The 17,018-nt window shown below is 50.3% G+C and carries 15 protein-coding genes; 6 read left to right on the forward strand and 9 right to left on the reverse strand.

The features are described 5' to 3' along the window. Positions 1-33: 33 nt before the first annotated feature. Positions 34-861: an undecaprenyl-diphosphate phosphatase gene (locus EL216_RS10690; RefSeq protein WP_085390293.1), complete on the forward strand. Its 828-nt coding sequence runs from the start codon at positions 34-36 to the stop codon at positions 859-861. A gap of 177 nt (positions 862-1,038) precedes the next feature. On the opposite strand, the gene EL216_RS10695 is transcribed toward EL216_RS10690, so the two are convergent. The 3 genes from EL216_RS10695 to EL216_RS10705 all read right to left on the reverse strand — a co-directional run bounded on the left by EL216_RS10695 (position 1,039) and on the right by EL216_RS10705 (position 2,776). Beyond that, entirely contained in the window at positions 1,039-1,386 is a 348-nt protein-coding gene (locus EL216_RS10695; RefSeq protein WP_085390294.1) for an MliC family protein, read from the reverse strand. A gap of 179 nt (positions 1,387-1,565) precedes the next feature. Further along, entirely contained in the window at positions 1,566-1,751 is a 186-nt protein-coding gene (locus EL216_RS10700) for a zinc-finger domain-containing protein (protein WP_085390295.1), read from the reverse strand. A 92-nt stretch (positions 1,752-1,843) separates the two neighbouring features. Further along, positions 1,844-2,776 (reverse strand): branched-chain amino acid transaminase, encoded by a 933-nt coding sequence (locus EL216_RS10705; protein ID WP_085390296.1) that lies wholly within the window; start codon positions 2,774-2,776, stop codon positions 1,844-1,846. A 289-nt stretch (positions 2,777-3,065) separates the two neighbouring features. Between EL216_RS10705 and EL216_RS10710 the strand changes: the two genes are divergently transcribed. The 3 genes from EL216_RS10710 to EL216_RS10720 all read left to right on the forward strand — a co-directional run bounded on the left by EL216_RS10710 (position 3,066) and on the right by EL216_RS10720 (position 5,123). Then, complete coding sequence (locus EL216_RS10710) at positions 3,066-3,380, forward strand: LapA family protein (RefSeq protein ID WP_085390297.1); 315 nt, start codon at positions 3,066-3,068, stop codon at positions 3,378-3,380. 6 nt (positions 3,381-3,386) lie between these two features. Beyond that, positions 3,387-4,556: a lipopolysaccharide assembly protein LapB gene (gene lapB, locus EL216_RS10715; RefSeq protein WP_085390298.1), complete on the forward strand. Its 1,170-nt coding sequence runs from the start codon at positions 3,387-3,389 to the stop codon at positions 4,554-4,556. 69 nt (positions 4,557-4,625) lie between these two features. Beyond that, the gene (locus tag EL216_RS10720) at positions 4,626-5,123 is read left to right on the forward strand and encodes a DMP19 family protein (RefSeq protein ID WP_085390299.1); all 498 of its coding nucleotides are present in this window, start codon (positions 4,626-4,628) and stop codon (positions 5,121-5,123) included. A gap of 88 nt (positions 5,124-5,211) precedes the next feature. On the opposite strand, the gene gdhA is transcribed toward EL216_RS10720, so the two are convergent. Next, positions 5,212-6,549 carry an NADP-specific glutamate dehydrogenase gene (gdhA, locus tag EL216_RS10725; protein WP_085390300.1) on the reverse strand — a complete coding sequence of 446 codons (1,338 nt, stop codon included), beginning with the start codon at positions 6,547-6,549 and terminating at the stop codon, positions 5,212-5,214. 395 nt (positions 6,550-6,944) lie between these two features. Here gdhA and EL216_RS10730 point away from each other — a divergent pair, with 395 nt between their 5' ends. Next, on the forward strand, positions 6,945-7,739 hold the full coding sequence (locus EL216_RS10730; RefSeq protein ID WP_085390301.1) for a thymidylate synthase: 795 nt from the start codon (positions 6,945-6,947) through the stop codon (positions 7,737-7,739). A 111-nt stretch (positions 7,740-7,850) separates the two neighbouring features. Next, entirely contained in the window at positions 7,851-9,479 is a 1,629-nt protein-coding gene (locus tag EL216_RS10735) for an ABC transporter substrate-binding protein (RefSeq protein WP_085390302.1), read from the forward strand. A gap of 78 nt (positions 9,480-9,557) precedes the next feature. On the opposite strand, the gene EL216_RS10740 is transcribed toward EL216_RS10735, so the two are convergent. From EL216_RS10740 to EL216_RS10760, 5 genes are all read right to left on the reverse strand, one after another. Then, the gene (locus EL216_RS10740; protein WP_085390303.1) at positions 9,558-10,928 is read right to left on the reverse strand and encodes a DEAD/DEAH box helicase; all 1,371 of its coding nucleotides are present in this window, start codon (positions 10,926-10,928) and stop codon (positions 9,558-9,560) included. Between the two features lie 432 nt (positions 10,929-11,360). After that, on the reverse strand, positions 11,361-12,581 hold the full coding sequence (pncB, locus tag EL216_RS10745) for a nicotinate phosphoribosyltransferase (RefSeq protein WP_085390304.1): 1,221 nt from the start codon (positions 12,579-12,581) through the stop codon (positions 11,361-11,363). Positions 12,582-12,742: 161 nt separating this feature from the next. Then, on the reverse strand, positions 12,743-13,669 hold the full coding sequence (locus EL216_RS10750; RefSeq protein WP_158087728.1) for a Csu type fimbrial protein: 927 nt from the start codon (positions 13,667-13,669) through the stop codon (positions 12,743-12,745). Positions 13,670-13,767: 98 nt separating this feature from the next. Further along, positions 13,768-16,155, reverse strand: coding sequence for a fimbria/pilus outer membrane usher protein (locus EL216_RS10755; protein ID WP_232005244.1), 2,388 nt, complete (start codon positions 16,153-16,155; stop codon positions 13,768-13,770). Positions 16,156-16,267: 112 nt separating this feature from the next. Further along, a complete protein-coding gene (locus EL216_RS10760) occupies positions 16,268-16,999 on the reverse strand; it encodes a fimbrial biogenesis chaperone (RefSeq protein ID WP_085390307.1) in 732 nt (243 codons plus the stop codon). Positions 17,000-17,018: the final 19 nt, after the last annotated feature.

Genomic DNA, 17,018 nt, shown 5'->3' on the forward strand with positions numbered 1-17,018 from the left:
TAAATTATTGTTTTCAAGGCCGTCTGAAAATCTATGGATATTATTTTGCTGTTCAAAGCCCTGATTTTGGGCATTATTGAAGGGTTAACCGAGTTTTTACCGATTTCAAGTACCGGTCACTTGATTGTGGTGGGGGATTTGTTAAATTTTAAAAGCAACGGAAAAGTGTTTGAAATTGCCATTCAGTTAGGGGCGGTTTTAGCGGTTATTTTTGAATACCGCCAGCGGTTTACCCATGTTATTACCCATTTGGGTAAAGACAAAGCCGTTAACCGTTTTGTGGTAAATCTTGCCGTAGCATTTATTCCCGCAGCAGTTGTTGGATTGATTTTCAGTAAACAGATCAAAGTGTTTCTGTTTAACCCGATTACCGTTGCCGCGGCTTTGGTGTTGGGCGGTTTTATTATTTTGTGGGTCGAATGCCGCCAATTGAAAACCACGCCTAAAGTAACGAATGTAGACGATATGAAAATGCGCGATGCTTTGGTAGTCGGTTTGGCTCAGATTTGTGCATTGGTACCGGGTACTTCCCGCTCGGGCAGTACGATTATGGGGGGAATGCTATGGGGGCTGGAGCGCAAGGTTGCGACGGAATTCTCGTTCTTTTTAGCTGTGCCGGTAATGATTGCCGCAACTACTTACGATGTGTTGAAGCACTATAAACTTTTTACAATGCAAGATATCGGTTTGATTGTTGTCGGTTTCATTTCTGCATTTGTAGCCGGCTTGTTGGCGGTAAAAGCGTTGCTGAAGTTTGTCGCTTCTAAAAACTATGTGCCGTTCGCTTACTACCGCATTGTATTCGGTGGGTTGATTTTGCTGACTTGGACAATGGGCTGGGTGGATTGGACGGAGATGTGAGTAGGGTTTTTCAGACGGCCTCTTGTGTAGGCGAAATAAAAAAGACGCATGTTGCGTCTTTTTTATTTTTGTAACAGCAAACCTTAACAGCATGCTGTGTTTAGCCGTATCGCTTTACAGCTTTGCGCTTCACATTAGTAAAACGTGCTTTCTAGCAGATAGTCGGGAAGCGGGAGATTAATCGGTTTCTCTATAAACGGTTTTCTTGCCCTTACGGGTTAAGATGGCGCGGTCCGACTGCACGTGCCAGCGGGTGGTGGCGTTGCCGTATTCCGCTCCTTTAGCCCACGACTGGATTTGTTTGAGTGTTTCCACCGTATTGCCTTGGCGCAGTTCGACGGTAAGCGGGCTGTGGTTATTGTGATAAACGGCAGTGATACGTCTGCCGTTGGCTGCTTTATAGTTGATGTTGTAAGTTTGCGATTCGGCAACTTCAGGCGTGGGGGCATCGGGGCGGACGGCTTTTTGTGAACCGCAGGCGGCACAAAGAAAGGCGGTCAGTAAAATAACGGCATGTTTTTTCATATGCTTGCTCTGTGTTGATAGGGGAAAAGCAAAACGGCAGGGTTGCGGCCCTCGGCTGTTTGGTGGGTTTGGTTATGAAAGTCCGTTTTTATTTTGTATCAATTCGTATCAATTCGGCTTATGCGCGATATGCGGGCGGTTGCGGCAGATAAACTTATTTTCATAACGGCAATGTTAAGTTAGTGGGCTTTGGCTTCACCTTCCAGTTTATATACAGCACCACAATACGGGCATTCAATGGTGCTGTCGGATTGAATCGGTAAAAACACGCGAGGGTGTCCGTTCCAAGTTTCGTTCTGAGGGCCGAAACAATGCAGCGGCAAATCATGCGGAGTGATAACGATGGGATTGTTTTGGTCGCTCATGGTTTTGTCCTTTTTTGTAAGCAGGCCGTCTGAAACTTTTAAATTCGGTTGAAGCTTTTTTTCAGACGGCCTCCGGTGTATCAGGGTTTTAGTTATGAATGTACATAAGTCAGCCAGTGGCTATATTTCGGGTTTTTGCCTTGTACGATGTCGAAATAGCGTTGTTGGATTTCGGTGGTAATCGGGCCGCGTTCGCCGATGCCGATTTCGCGGTTGTCGATTTCGCGGATGGGGGTAACCTCAGCGGCGGTGCCGGTAAAGAATACTTCGTCCGCAGCGTAGAGTTCGTCTCGGGTAATGCGTTTTTCGATAACCTTCAATCCCATTTCTTCTGCAATGGTAATCACGCTTCTGCGGGTAATGCCGTCCAGCGCCACGTCGAGGGCAGGGGTGTAAATTTTTCCTTCGTTGATTAGGAAGATGTTTTCGCCCGAACCTTCGGCTACATAGCCTTGTGCATCCAGCAAAATAGCTTCGTCGTAGCCGTCGCGCGTTGCTTCGGTGTTAGCAAGAATAGAGTTCAGATAATTGCCGTTGGCTTTGGCTTTAATCATATGGATATTGGGATGGTGGCGGGTGAACGAACTTACCCGCACGCGGATGCCGCGCTTCATGCCTTCTTCGCCCAAATATGCACCCCACGCCCATGCGGCGAGGATAACCTGTACGTCATCGTCTTTCGGTGCTACGCCGAGCTTGGCCGAACCGTAGTAAGCCATCGGTCGGAAATAGCATGAATAAAGATCGTTGGCCTTAACTACGTCGATATGGGCCTGATTGATTTCTTCTTGGCTGAACGGCAGTTTCATGCCGAGAATTTTGGCGGAGTTAAAGAGGCGCTTGGTGTGTTCTTGCAGACGGAAAATGGCGGGGCCTTTGGGCGTTTCGTAAGCACGTACGCCTTCAAATACACCCATACCGTAGTGTAAAGTGTGGGTAAGAACATGGGTAGTGGCATTTTGCCATTCGATCAACTTGCCGTTTACCCAGATTTTGCCGTCGCGGTTGTCCATTGTTAAAGCCATGATTCGCTTTCTTCTTGTATGTGATGTTAATCGGTGGGGCTGTGCTGCGGGAATCGGCCGCATTGTGGGCGGCTTGCAACTGCGGCTGCGTAGCGGCTGCGGCAGTTTTTCGGGCAGAAAAGCGGAATAATCTTTTGCATTATAACCGTTTTTCAGGTGTTGCTGGCAAGCCTTGAGAGGCTGTCTGAAAGGCTTGGGCGTATCCTAAACGGGGTAAATCGTTTAAACTGTTGCCCAAATAAAATTTGCTTTCAGATGGCCCGAGTGTGTGCCGTATACGGAGAACCCGATGAAAATTGTTTATCTTGTTATAAAACTGATTGTTTTGCTGGTGTTTTTAGTGTTGGCAATCAGTAATACCCAAACCGTGCAGTTTTTCTACCTGCCCGCCCAAAGTGCTGATTTACCTTTGATTGTGGTGCTGTTCGGCGCATTTGTTATCGGTGCGGTATTCGGTTTGTTTGCCCTGTTCGGCCGTTTGTTGGCTTTGCGCAGCGAGAATAACCGTTTGCGTGCCGAATTGAAAAAATCCGCCCGCATCGGCGAACGTGATTTGGCCGTGCCTCAGGTACCCGCTGCCGCGGTTCCTGCAGGTAAGGAATAAACCGGTATGGATACCGAAATCTGGATTTTGCTGCTGCCGATTATTTTACTGCCTGTTTTTTTTGCAATGGGCTGGTTTGCCGCACGGGTGGATATGAAAGCGGTGTTGAAACAGGCTAAAACCGTGCCCGGCGGATTTTATAAAAGCCTTGATGCTTTGGTAGATCGCAACAGCGGCAAAGCGGCGCGCGAATTGGCCGAAGTGATCGATCAGCAGCCGCAGTCTTACGACTTGAATCTCACTTTGGGCAAACTTTACCGCCAGCGCGGAGAGAACGATAAAGCCATCAACATGCATCGGGCCTTGTTGGATTCCCCCGATACCGTGGGCGAAAAGCGTGAGCGCGTATTGTTCGAGTTGGGGCAGAACTATCAAAGCGCAGGGTTGGTCGACCGTGCGGAACAGATTTTTCTCGGCTTGCAAAACGGTAATATGGCAAAAGAAGCACGGCAGGTGCTGTTGAGTATTTACCAGCAAGACCGCGACTGGGAAAAAGCCATCGAAATGGCGCAATTGTTAAGCCATGACGAGCAGACGTACCAGTTTGAAATCGCCCAATTTTATTGCGAACTGGCGCAAGCGGCATTGTTCCAATCCAATTTTGAAACCGCACGTTCTTACGTGCAGAAGGCTTTGGATGCCAATAAAAAGTGCACCCGCGCCAATATGATTTTGGGCGATATCGAGCAAAAGCAGGGTAATTTCGGTGCCGCGATTGAGGCTTATACCGCGATTGAAAAACAAAACTATGCTTATCTGAGCATGGTGGGCGAGCGGCTGTACGACGCTTACGATGCGCTCGGCAAAGCGCAGGAAGGTTTGAACGTGCTGACCGGCTATATGAAAACCTTTCCGCAGCTTGATTTGATTAATGTGATTTATGAAAAATCGCTGTTGCTGAACGGAGAGGGCGAAGCCGCCCAAACCGCAGTAGAACTGGTGCGCCAAAAACCCGATTTGAGCGGTGTTTACCGTTTGCTCGGTTTACAGTTGAGCGGGCTGAATCCGGCTTGGAAAGCGGATGCGGATATGATGCGTTCGGTAATCGGCCGCCAGTTACAAAAAGCAGTGATGTACCGTTGCCGCAACTGCCATTTCAAATCACAAGTGTTTTTCTGGCATTGCCCCGCTTGCAACAAGTGGGAAACGTTTACGCCCAACCGAATCGAAGTATAGTTTTCAGACGGCCTCTTAAACCGTGGGGCCGTCTGAAAATCATTTAAAACTCTGTTAAAGCAAAACATCATGTCCGCCCCGATTATCGACCTTTCCGCATTCGATCCACAGAATCCGGCTGAATTCCTCTATACATTGACCGCTTCTTATCTTGAGTACTGTGAAGCCAATCATGACGGTGAAATGGCTTTGCTAAACGACGAGCAACATACGCTGTTGGCTTATTGTTATCTCGACAGCCAAGTGCAGGAAGGCGGTTTTGTACAGTTGATTGCAGCCGGTTACGGCGAATATATTTTCATGAACCCGTTGGCCGACAGCTTGCGCCGCTGGCAGATCAAGCCGACACCGAAAATCATCGACAAGGCCAAAATACTATATGCCAAGCACGGCGAAGCAATCGAATCGCTTGCCGCGGAGGAAACACCGTTGGAAGAAATCCGCGCCGAGTTTGCGGAATTCGAAGAGCTTGACGGTGATTATTATGAAGTGGCGGATGAGGATTTGGCGACAGCGGCAGGGTATGTGTCGGCTAATCCGAAAAAATTTGCATTACCTTCGGGTTGATTCAATGAAGCCGTCCATGTAGGCCATATGAAGAAAGGCCGTCTGAAACGTTTCAGACGGCCTTTGACATTGCCTGTTTGAAAGCGGATTACACCACACCTTGTGCCAGCATGGCATCGGCCACTTTCACAAAGCCCGCGATGTTCGCACCGTTCACATAGTTCACCACACCGTCTTCCTTGCCGTAACGCAGGCAGGATTCATGGATGCTTTCCATGATGTCGCGCAGACGTGTGTTTACTTTTTCAGACGGCCACGACAGACGCAACGCGTTCTGACTCATCTCCAAGCCCGACGTGGCCACGCCGCCGGCGTTGCTGGCTTTGCCCGGAGCATAGAGGATTTTCGCTTTCAGGAAAGCATTCACCGCACCGATGGTACTCGGCATGTTGGCACCTTCGGATACGCAGAAGCAGCCGTTGGACAGCAAAGTTTGCGCGTCTTTTTCGTCCAACTCGTTTTGGGTGGCACAGGGCAGGGCGAGGTCGCACGGAATGCCCCACGGTTTTTCACCGGCGAAGTAAGGCAGGTTTTGCTCTTTGGCGTAAACAGACAAACGCTCGCGGCGTACTTCTTTCAATTCTTTCAAGGCTTCGAGTTGGGCTTCGGTCATGCCGTCGGGGAAATGCACGCAACCGGAAGAATCAGACACGCTCAATACTTTTGCACCGTTATGCAGTAATTTTTCGCAAGCATATTGTGCCACGTTGCCGGAGCCGGATACCACGGCGCGTTTGCCGGTCAAAGAATCGCCGCGGGTTTTCAGCATGGAATCGGCAAAGTAAACGGTGCCGTAGCCGGTGGCTTCGGGGCGGATTAAACTGCCGCCGTAGTTCAAACCTTTACCGGTGAGCACGGAAGAAAACTCATTGCTCAGGCGTTTGTATTGGCCGTAGAGATAGCCGATTTCACGGCCGCCCACGCCGATATCGCCGGCCGGAACGTCGGTACTCGCACCGATATGGCGGAACAGTTCGCTCATGAAAGATTGGCAGAAACGCATGACTTCTTGGTTGCTTTTGCCCTTGGGGTCGAAATCGGAACCGCCTTTACCGCCGCCCATAGGCAATGTGGTCAACGCATTTTTAAATACTTGCTCGAATGCCAGGAATTTCAATACGCCCAAATCAACGCTGGGGTGGAAGCGCAGACCGCCTTTGTAGGGGCCGATGGCAGAGTTCATCTGTACGCGGTAGCCGCGGTTGACCTGCACGTTGCCCGCATCATCCACCCACGGTACGCGGAACATAATCACACGTTCCGGTTCGACGATGCGTTCCAACAACCCTTGTTCGGTGTAGCGGGGGTTTTTGGCCAAGAAAGGGCCGAGGCTCATAAAAACTTCTTCTACGGCTTGGTGGAATACGGCTTGGTTAGGGTCGCGTTGTTTTATTTGTTCAAAGAGATTATTGAGATTGACAGACATGAAATTTCTCCGAGATATCGCCATAGGCGGATGTAGAAAAATTGAATTACAGTGGGGAATAATATAAACCCGTTTCAAATGGTTGCCAAGAAAAAAATGAGTAAAATTGTTGACATTATTTTTTTCTATTTTCAAAAATTTAAAATTTTATTATTTTTAATATTCTTAAATTGGATTTAAATTATTATTTAGTTGTTATTTTTAAATTTATATTTCAATTGTGGATATTGTAAAAATAAAAAATAATTTTTTATATCCGGCTTGCAAATTGATTTGGGGCAAATTTGGCTGCCGCTACGAAGGCAAGGGTAAACCCAAATAAGGGATGGAATGTTACAATGCACCATTTTTTCAGACGGCCTGAAAAACAATCCGACACATACTAAAGGAACCCCATGAAAGCCTATCAAGATTTAATGCGCCATGTGCTTGAAAACGGTATTGATAAGTCCGACCGTACCGGTACCGGCACACGTTCCGTGTTTGGTTACCAGATGCGTTTTGATCTGGGCAAGGGTTTTCCGCTGCTGACCACCAAAAAACTGCACCTGCGTTCGATTATTCATGAACTGTTGTGGTTTTTAAAAGGCGATACTAATATCAAGTACCTGAAAGATAATAATGTTTCGATTTGGGACGAATGGGCGGACGAAAACGGCGATTTAGGGCCGGTGTACGGTTACCAATGGCGCTCGTGGCCGGCTCCGGACGGCAGGCATATCGACCAAATTGCCCAATTGGTTCGGCAAATCAAAAACAATCCCGACAGCCGCCGCCTGATTGTGTCGGCATGGAACCCCGCGCTGGTGGACGAAATGGCACTGCCGCCTTGCCATGCGCTGTTTCAGTTTTATGTGGCAGACGGTAAACTTTCATGCCAGCTTTACCAGCGCAGTGCCGATATTTTCTTGGGTGTGCCGTTCAATATTGCCAGCTATGCGTTGTTAACCATGATGATGGCTCAAGTGTGCGGTTTGGAGGCGGGCGAGTTTATCCATACTTTCGGTGATGCCCATTTGTACAGCAATCATTTCGAGCAGGCCGAGCTGCAATTGAGCCGCGAACCGCGGGCCTTGCCTACCATGAAATTGAACCCTGAAGTGAAAGATTTGTTTGACTTTAAATTTGAAGATTTCGAGCTTATTGATTACGACCCCCATCCTCATATTAAAGCACCGGTTGCCGTATAAATTGCCCAGAGGCCGTCTGAAAATACTTTCAGACGGCCTTTTATCGTATTTCCGTTTTGCGGCAAAATAAATTCCGCTATATTTTGTGCTTCTATTGTTCCGGAGAGAAACATGTTGTCCGTACCGTACCGTATTTCAGCTTTGGCGTTTGCGGCCGTCCTGCTTGCCGCCTGCAACCAACAAGAAAGCACGCCGTCAACATCTGCCGCAAAATCCGCCGGCAATACGGTAACGCGCAACAATGTAACCGAGCCGCAGTCGCTTGATCCGCACCAAATTACCGGCGTGCCCGAAATCAATGTCGTGCGCGATCTGTTTGAAGGCTTGGTCGAAACCAATGAAAAGGGTGCCATCGTGCCGGCGGCTGCCGAATCTTGGGAAAGTGCCGACAACCGGACATGGACATTCAAATTACGCTCCGATGCCAACTGGAGCAACGGCGAGCCGGTTACCGCTGAAGATTTCGTATATAGCTGGCGGCGGTTGGTTGACCCGAAAACCGCATCGCAATACGCGTCCTATCTTCAGGCGGCTCAGATTGCCAATATCGACGACATTCTCAAAGGCAGCAAAGCTCCCGACACATTGGGTGTGAAGGCACTCGATGCGCATACATTGCAAATTACCCTTACAGCCGCCGTGCCGTATTTCCCGCAAATGCTGTATCACGCTTCCACCAAGCCCGTGCACCGCGCGACGGTGGAAAAGTACGGCGTGAAGTGGACTCAGCCTGAAAATTTTGTCGGTAACGGTGCTTATGTGATGAAAAAATGGGTGGTTAACGAGCGTATCGAACTGGCGAAAAACCCGCAATACCGTGATGCCGATAACGTGAAAATCGACAAGGTGGTATTTTTGCCCATCGGGTCCCAAACCGATGACGTAGCGCGTTACGAAGCGGGCGAAGTGGATATTTCCGATGCATTGCCGCCCGAAATGTACGGAAAGCTCAAAGAGAAATATCCTAACGAGCTGAAACTCAGCCCGTATCTCTGCACATATTATTTTGAAATCAACAACCAAAAAGTGCCGTTTACCGACGAACGCGTGCGCAAAGCCTTATCGCTCGCACTCGACCGCGATACCATTGCCGCCAAAGTATTGGGGCGCGGTGAAGAAGCCGCTTATAACTTAACCCGCGTCGGTACGGCGGGCTTTACGCCTTATACGCCCGAATGGACGAAGCTGAACTATGCCGCGCGTGTAGAGGAAGCCAAAAAACTGTTGGCCGAAGCAGGATATAGCGAAAGCAAACCGTTGAAGTTTACCTTCCTCTACAATACATCCGAACAGCATAAGAAAATTGCCGTTGCCGCCGCTTCAATGTGGCAGCAGTCGCTTGGTTTCGTGAAGGTTAATCTGGAAAACCAGGAATGGAAAACCTATCTAGACAACCGCCGCAGCGGTAATTACCAGCTCGCCCGCGCTTCATGGTGCGGCGACTACAACGAACCTTCCACTTTCTTGAATACCCTGCAATCCGCCAACAGCAGTAACCGTGCGTTTTACAAAAACAGCCGGTACGACGCTATTTTGGCAAAAACCTTGCAGGCAGGGGTAAGCGATGAAGAGCGCAGCAAGCTGTATCGGCAGGCGGAGGAACAGATTGATAAAGATACGGCCATTATTCCGGTTTACGGTTATGTGAACTCGCGTTTGGTAAAACCGCGTATCGGCGGCTATTCAACCGAAGACGTATTGAATGAGCTGCCGAGCAAACGGTTGTTTATTAAAGAATAAAGGTTGGATTAGCCAAGAGGCCGTCTGAAATATCTTTTCAGACGGCCTCTTTGCATGATAGAGGGTTATTTCGCACCGTTAAGTACCGTAGTTAGGTTGCAGCAGGGCGCATTTGGGGCGTTCGCGGCGGCTGCGGCGCGAACGGCCGGCGATTTTGCCGCAGGCAGCTCCGGGGTCGTTGCGGTCGGCTTGTTTGTCGTTGCGGGTTTCGCGGTTATCACGTGAACGGTTTATGCGGGCATTGCTGCGTTCGCGCGGCCGGCGTTGGCCGGCTGCAGCCGGGGTTTCGACTCCCCACCAGCTCGGCTCGAAGCCTTCGATACGTTCGATTTCGATGTTGTTGCCGGTCAGCTCTTTAATAGCCTCAAACATTTTCTGTTCTTGCTCGTCCATCAGCGAGATGGCTACGCCATCGGCACCGGCACGGCCGGTACGTCCGATGCGGTGGACGTAGTCTTCGGGCTGGGTGGGCAGTTCGTAGTTGATCACGAACGGCAACTCGGCAATGTCGAGGCCGCGGGCGGCTACGTCGGTGGCAACCAAGACGCGCAAATTACCTTCTTTAAAGGCGTTGAGGGTTTCAAGGCGGGTTTGCTGCGATTTGTCGCCGTGAATCGCTTGGGCGGCGATTTCACGGCGTTGGAGATCGCGGGTTACTTGGTCGACGCTTTGTTTGGTTTTGCAGAACACGATCACTTGATTCATGCTCAGATCAACAATCAGACGTTCGAGCAGGTTGCGTTTACGCATGGTATCGACGGCGATAACGTGCTGCTCGACGTTGGCGTTAGTGGCGTTTTGGGCGGCCACTTCCACTTGTTCGGGGCTGTTCATGAAGTCTTGCGCCAACTTGCGGATGGGCGGAGAGAAGGTGGCGGAAAACAGCAGGGTTTGGCGCTGTTTGGGCAGCATCTGCATGATTTTGCGGATGTCGTCGATAAAGCCCATATCGAGCATGCGGTCGGCTTCGTCGAGCACAACGATTTCGACTTTGCCGAAGTTGATGTTTTTCTGTTTCACATGGTCGAGCAGGCGGCCTACGGTGGCGACGACAATTTCGCTGCCGGCGCGCAAGTCGTTGGTTTGCGCGTCCATGTTCACGCCGCCGAACAGCACGGTGTGGCGCAGCGGCAGGTTTTTGATATAGCCGCGCACGTTTTGGTCGATTTGGTCGGCCAGCTCGCGGGTGGGGGTCAGCACCAGCATGCGCACGGGGTGCATGGCGGGGGAAGTGCTGGGGGTAGCGTAGCGTTTCAGCCGTTCGAGGCTGGGCAGCATGAAGGCGGCGGTTTTGCCGGTACCGGTTTGGGCGGCGGCCAAAAGGTCGTGCCCGGCCAATGCTTTGGGAATGGCGGCGGCTTGGATGGGTGTGGGTGTGTCGTATCCTTGCTCGGTGAGGGCGGCAACGATTTCACTGCCTAAGCCGAGTGATGAAAAGGTCGGGTTCATGATTTTATACTTTTACTTTCTTTTCAGACGGCCTCGATGTGCTGTTTAACGGAACAGGCCGTCTGAAAATATGGTTAATATGGTTTGGTGTGGTGGTATGTGTTTGATAAAGATATAGTGAAATCAACGGCAAGTCGGCAATATCGGATTGCGCGGCGGTTGTTTCTTATACGTAGCCGGTATCTGTTGCAGTTGATTTCACTATAGGGCGGACGGATTATGCCACCTGCCGTGGAAAACGGATGCTTATTATGCCATAAATTCTGAGGGCTTTCAGACGGCCCGAAATTTTTGTAAAACCGCCGCCTGCGATGCATTTCTGCATTGTGCAAGCTCTGTTGATGTTATGAGGCCGTCTGAAACCATTTGGTTCCCGCTTTGATGAGGATGGAGCGGAAGGGGATGTTTTCAGACGGCCTTTTACAGAGGAAGTTATTCCGCTTCCGGTTCGGGCACTTGGAAAACCTGACGCAGATAGGCGAGGAAGGTGTCGTTGTCGGTCATGGTTTTGCCGGGGCTGTCGGAAAGTTTGGCGACGGATTGGCCGTTACATTCGACCAGTTTCAGCACGATATTCAACGTGGTATGACCCAAATCATTGGTAAAGTTGGTGCCGATGCCGAAGCTGGTTTTGAAACGGTCTTTGAAATATTGGTGCAGCGCCCATGATTTGTCGATATCGAGGCCGTCTGAAAAAGTGAGCATTTTGGTACGGCTGTCGATTTTGAGTTTTTTGTAGTGCGTATAGGCTTTTTCGCCCCAGACGTAGGGATCGCCGCTGTCGTGGCGCAGGCCGTCGAACAGCTTGGCGAAGTAAAGATCGAAATCGCGCAGGAAAGCATCCATGCCGACGACATCGGTGAGGGCGATGCCGAGGTCGCCGCGGTATTCCCGCACCCATGCTTCGAGGGCGGCTTTTTGGAAGTCGCGCAGGCGGACATCAAGCGATTGGAATGCCTGCAAAAATTCGTGTGCCATGGTGCCGATGGGGGTAATGCCGAGTTTTTTGGCCAGATAAACATTGCTGGTGCCGCGTACGATATCGGGCGCGGCGGCATGCAGGGTGCGGACGACGTGTTCCTGCCATGCCAATGTATAACGACGGCGGGTGCCGAAATCGGAAATGAGAAAAGGCGGATCGTTGGGGTTTTGGGAACGGGCCAGCTCTTTCAGACGGCCTGCTTTGGCTTGCAGGCGGCGTTCGCCTTCTGCCAACACTTCGCGGTTTTCGAGGCGGCGGAAATACAGTTCGTTGACAATGGCGAGTATATAAATCTCGAAGAACATGGCCTGTATCATCGGGCCTTCTACTTTTATATTCAGACGGCCTGAGCCGTCGGTGCCGACTTTGACAAAGCGGCGTTTCAGTTGGAAAAGCTCCAAGTAATCGACGAAGTCGCTTTTGATGAAACGCAGGCTGCGCAAATAATCCAACTCTTCTTGGGTTAGCCGCAAAAGGCACAGCTCGTCTAGCTCGCGCTCCAAGTCTTCGCGGATTTCGGCGAGCGGATAAACGGTTTGGTCGTTGTTGCGGCAACGGAATTCATATACGCCGTGCGCTTGGGGAAATTGGTGCAGAATAACCTGCAACATGGTGAATTTGTAGAGATCGGTATCAAGCAGCGATTGGATGATGGGGGCGTGCGGTGTCATGATAACGGTTCTTATCTTGTTGGTTGAATTGGCATTAAACCACGTTTAGGCGGTTTTGTGGCGTTTTCGTTTCAGACGGCCTGTTGCCGCACGGTGTGTAAACGGCTGTTTTAACGTTTGAATTAGCTGCCTATTGTTTGCACTGCTCCCCAACAACCCGGTTAATAGTTGACTTGCACGGTTACGGTATCTTTGTATTCATCGGGTTTGTAATTGGCCGAAGGAACGGTGGCGTAAATCGTATGTGTTTGAATTTGCCCGTTGCCGGTACTTCCGACTCCGTTGCCTACGGATTTTTCCGTGGCAGTATTCCCCCAAATCCGGCCGTTCATTTCCGAAGAGGAACGGAGCTGGTAAGGAATTTGGTCGGTATTGGCTGAAGGGCGGGTCGATTTCATTCTGCCTGCCCCATTGTTGTTGCCGTTCGACGGCTTCAGGCCGATGTAGTAGGGTGTGTTTTGCGTGCAGGCAACTTGTAAGTTGGTTTGTCCTGCGATATTGGTGGCATTGGCTTCTACCGCCCCTAAGTTAATATCGTTGGGAATGTTTACCGTGCAGTTTTTCTTTATTTGGGCGGATACCTCGAAGTCGAATCTGCTGAAATTCGGCGAATTGCAGGCATTGGCGGTACCTTCTGAGGCATCTTTGTAATACAGCGCCGTCGAACCGCCGGTAAAACGGTTGAGGTATTCTCCCGGAGGCAGGTTTTTAGGAGGGGGCAGCAACTCTGCGTAAATAGGCAGGGTAATGGATTTGGTGTAATGCGACAAAGAATAAGGAATTGTTATGACGGTATTGATGGTAGGCGTTCCATATAATGAACTGCCCCAAATGGTGTTGTGCCCCGCATCGCTGTAAAGGTTAAAAGGAAGTTTGTTTCTGTGGCCGGAACATGAGCCGTCGGGGCACATGTGGCGCGGGGTGATATCTCTTGCAGATACTGCTTTGCCACCGTCTACGGCCAAGCAGATATTGAAACTTTGGCTGGTCAGCCATGCCGTTCTGGTGCAGGTAACGGTTATGTTGGCCCGAGTAGCTACGCGACCCGGGTTGAGGATATCAATGGTGCCGAAATTTATCGGTTCCATTTCTGCGACGCACTCGGCGTTGGCCGGCTGCATCGATAGAAGCATTAGAAAGCAAGCGGCAGAGATTGCAAGTTGTGATGTAGCACGGATTGATTTTTTTATTGTGTACATATTGTTTCGCCTAAATCTGGGAGGCCGTCTGAAGATGACGGTTTCTGGTATTTCAAAGTAAACCGGCAATTGCCGTTGTTTTCGGGGAAGATGACGGTAAACCGATTATTGCCGGCTGTCAGATGGTCAATGAAGGTTTTGCCTTCAAAGCCGACTACCGCAACAGGTGTGCCGTTTTCCGAAATGATGCTGCTGCCGCCCGGTATCAGTTGGCCTTGTCCGTCTTTTAGGGTTAACGAAGCTGCATGCATACGGTTTAATTTGAAATTGACTGTAACACCCGAGCGTTCGGACGGTACGGCCTGTATCCGGGCTCGGTCGGCCTGTATATCCAAAGGCAGATCGGTAATATCGATATCGAGATTGTTTTTTTGAAATGCCAACAGGTTGGGAACCAGTAACAGCCCTCTACGGTCGGTTGCGCCTACTTTGTTATTGGCCAACGATACCGGCACGTCGGCAATACCGTCGGTGCTGACTACGGCAAAACTTTCGTTAATTGTGCGGGTGGCAAACAAACCGTTACGCATCAGTACCAAACCGCCGTTCCATCCGGCATCCCAGTTGGTCAGCCCTTTAGTGTGGTAAACGCTAACCCTACCGTCGCCATATTGGGTGTTGTGGCCGAGATAGCCGTTGATATGGTCTTTATCGGCACCTTTCGCATGGGTTTGTTTCTGCCAGCCTACGTGCCAAGTGGTGCTACCCAAGCCGCTGCCGGATTTACCCAGCGACAAGCGGTAGTTATTGCTGCGATCGTTATTCTGATTGGCGGCAACGGTTGCCGAATAGCCTTTATCCAAACTCATTGACGCACCCGCATGGATACTTCGTTGCTTGGTATGGTTGAAATTGTTGCTGACGCTTAAAAACAGACTGCTTTTTTGTCCCAGATTACGATGCCAACTTAACACGCCGATTTTGTCGGCTTCTTCGTTTTTTTGATAGCGGCTGTGCAGATACGATAGATTAAACGAACCCCAAAGATTGCTGTTCACTCCGAGAGAAGCAGATGCGGTGCGGGTAGCCGTTCCTTCGGGACGGTAGGTCGAAGGATTGGCAATAACGCCCACGCCGGTAAAGCGGTCATCCGTGCGGCTCCATCCGGCACCAAACGATAAACCGCGTTTTTGCGTGCTGAAAGAAATGCTGGTTTGCCGGCCTTTGTTTTCTTGATAGCTGCTTCGGGCATAGCTCGCATTCATCTGTCCCAAAGAACCCAAAACGGTGCTGGCGGCTAAACCTGCCTGATAATGGCCTCCGCCCCCTTCCGCGTGTATTTGTGCGGTCAAATAATGGTTGATGCCGTAGCGGAATGTTCCGCTGCCCACTAAATTTTTGCCGTAATTGAACGATTGTTTCCCATATTGGCGGCGCAGGTAGCCGGCTTCAAGCGACCATTCTTTCAATCCTTTTGCGAGCATGCCGCTGCCGCCGTACAGCGGCATATCAACAACAACCGTCCGTCCCAAAATATCGGTTGTGATGATCCGCGCCGTACTGCTGCCGCTGATGGTGGGAGGTAAAATGATTTCATATTGTCCGGCCGACACTTGTCGGCTGTATTGTTTCACGCCGTTTAAATATAAATCTACTGTGCCGGGTAGGGTGGTTTCGCCCAAATACGAACGCAACGGTGCGGTGTTGCGCCAAGGTTGGAGCGTATAAGTGTGTTCCAGCTTAATACCGCCGATACGCGAGCTTCCTCCTCCCCCTAACTGGCTGGTAAGCAGATCCCCTGCAGTTAGGGCTAAACCTTGCTCCGGCCAAACACTGCGCCAGTAAGTATCCAAGCGTATATTGTTGCGTTGAGCCGAGCTGCTTTGAGATGCGCCGCGCTGCCAATATTGATTGTGGCTTAAATAGCCTGCGGGAGTTGCCAAACGGGTTTCCGTTAAAAGGGCTTGATTCAGACGGCCTTCTCCGTTGCGGGATAGGTTGAAATCATAATTAAATATACCGGCAAAATCTGAACGGACGGTAGTGTATGCGGATTCTCCGTCGGGTTTGATGTGTGAGATCGGAAGATTCAGCCATGCCAGAGGGGCGGTGAAAGACAATGCCTGTCGGGCGGCATCATATTCGGTGTTTAATTCGGCAATGCTTTCCAGCGCCAGCCAAGACTGCAATTCGGTAACCGTTTGCTCTGTTGAATTTGAAAAGCCGTTATCACCATTTGCAGCAATAGTCTCCGAGGCCGTCTGAAGCACGGAGGCATCGGCACGGCGGGCTTGAGTTAATGTTTCAGACGGCACGTAGATACCGAGCGCAGCCAATGTTTCGACTTGTGCAAAAATACGTCCGTTATGTTCCATGAATTTAAACAGGCCGTCTGAATGGGTGCCGTTTACCGCCACTTGAGGGTAAACGGGCAACCATTCGGCCGAAAACGCCGTTGGTTTTGGAAAGTCGGGTTGTGCCGATACTTGCGCTGGATAAAAACATAATAATATGCTGGCAGCTATCCGATTGATTGAGGAAGAAATTTTAATTCCCCGCAAACCGAACCTCCGGAAGAGTCTGCTGCCCGTTTACCGTAACGGACAAGGTGCCTTTGCGTAGTGTGGACGGGGAAACATCTAGCGTGGTTTGCCATTTTTTCCCCGGCAGCACATATCCTGCCAAGCCGTTAACCAAGCTCAGTTTGTTTTTTTCTGTGGCCGTCTGAAAAGTGATATTGCTCAATTGCGCGTGAGCAAAACCTACATTCTGTACCGTTAGCAGGGCCTTGCCGTTTTTTGCACTTTGAATTTGCCACTGTAATTGGGTTTCGGGGTTTTCTGTCTGGTTCAAAAACAAAGGCACTGAATAGCGCAAAACGAATTGCAGGCCGTTTTTCGGCTTTTTCTCGGGAGCGGGTAATTCGTCAACAACCAGCCGGTATGCTTCTTCCGCAGAACCGGCGGGTTGTGTTCGAATAATACGGAATTGCTGCACACCTCCGGCAGAAAGTTTGACCATAGGAGGGCTGGCGACAACTGTGGTGCTGGGGGTTAATATGTTTTCGCCTTTTTCATCCTGTTCCCATCGAAACACCCGCACTTGTGCCGTCAGAGGTCCTTTACCCGTATTACTCAGTGTAAAAATACCTGCCCGCTGTTTTGCGGGCAGAGACAGGCTGGTAGGGCTGATTTGCAAACCGGCAGCATGGCTGAATAACGAAGCCGCTCCCATGGTTATCCCCAATAAGAGAGGAAGGGATTTGTTTTTTAAATACATACGCATACCGGATTAATGT

The organism is Neisseria animaloris (genome assembly GCF_900637855.1).
GTDB classification, from domain to species: Bacteria; Pseudomonadota; Gammaproteobacteria; order Burkholderiales; family Neisseriaceae; genus Neisseria; species Neisseria animaloris.

Coding starts and splice junctions, on each gene's coding strand:
- EL216_RS10760 (WP_085390307.1), bottom strand. CDS start 16,999: ATGTATTTAAAAAACAAATCCCTTCCTCTCTTATTGGGGATAACCATG.
- EL216_RS10705 (WP_085390296.1), bottom strand. CDS start 2,776: ATGGCTTTAACAATGGACAACCGCGACGGCAAAATCTGGGTAAACGGC.
- EL216_RS10710 (WP_085390297.1), top strand. CDS start 3,066: ATGAAAATTGTTTATCTTGTTATAAAACTGATTGTTTTGCTGGTGTTT.
- EL216_RS10730 (WP_085390301.1), top strand. CDS start 6,945: ATGAAAGCCTATCAAGATTTAATGCGCCATGTGCTTGAAAACGGTATT.
- EL216_RS10750 (WP_158087728.1), bottom strand. CDS start 13,669: ATGGAACCGATAAATTTCGGCACCATTGATATCCTCAACCCGGGTCGC.
- EL216_RS10700 (WP_085390295.1), bottom strand. CDS start 1,751: ATGAGCGACCAAAACAATCCCATCGTTATCACTCCGCATGATTTGCCG.
- EL216_RS10690 (WP_085390293.1), top strand. CDS start 34: ATGGATATTATTTTGCTGTTCAAAGCCCTGATTTTGGGCATTATTGAA.
- pncB (WP_085390304.1), bottom strand. CDS start 12,581: ATGACACCGCACGCCCCCATCATCCAATCGCTGCTTGATACCGATCTC.
- EL216_RS10735 (WP_085390302.1), top strand. CDS start 7,851: ATGTTGTCCGTACCGTACCGTATTTCAGCTTTGGCGTTTGCGGCCGTC.
- gdhA (WP_085390300.1), bottom strand. CDS start 6,549: ATGTCTGTCAATCTCAATAATCTCTTTGAACAAATAAAACAACGCGAC.
- EL216_RS10740 (WP_085390303.1), bottom strand. CDS start 10,928: ATGAACCCGACCTTTTCATCACTCGGCTTAGGCAGTGAAATCGTTGCC.
- EL216_RS10720 (WP_085390299.1), top strand. CDS start 4,626: ATGTCCGCCCCGATTATCGACCTTTCCGCATTCGATCCACAGAATCCG.
- EL216_RS10695 (WP_085390294.1), bottom strand. CDS start 1,386: ATGAAAAAACATGCCGTTATTTTACTGACCGCCTTTCTTTGTGCCGCC.
- lapB (WP_085390298.1), top strand. CDS start 3,387: ATGGATACCGAAATCTGGATTTTGCTGCTGCCGATTATTTTACTGCCT.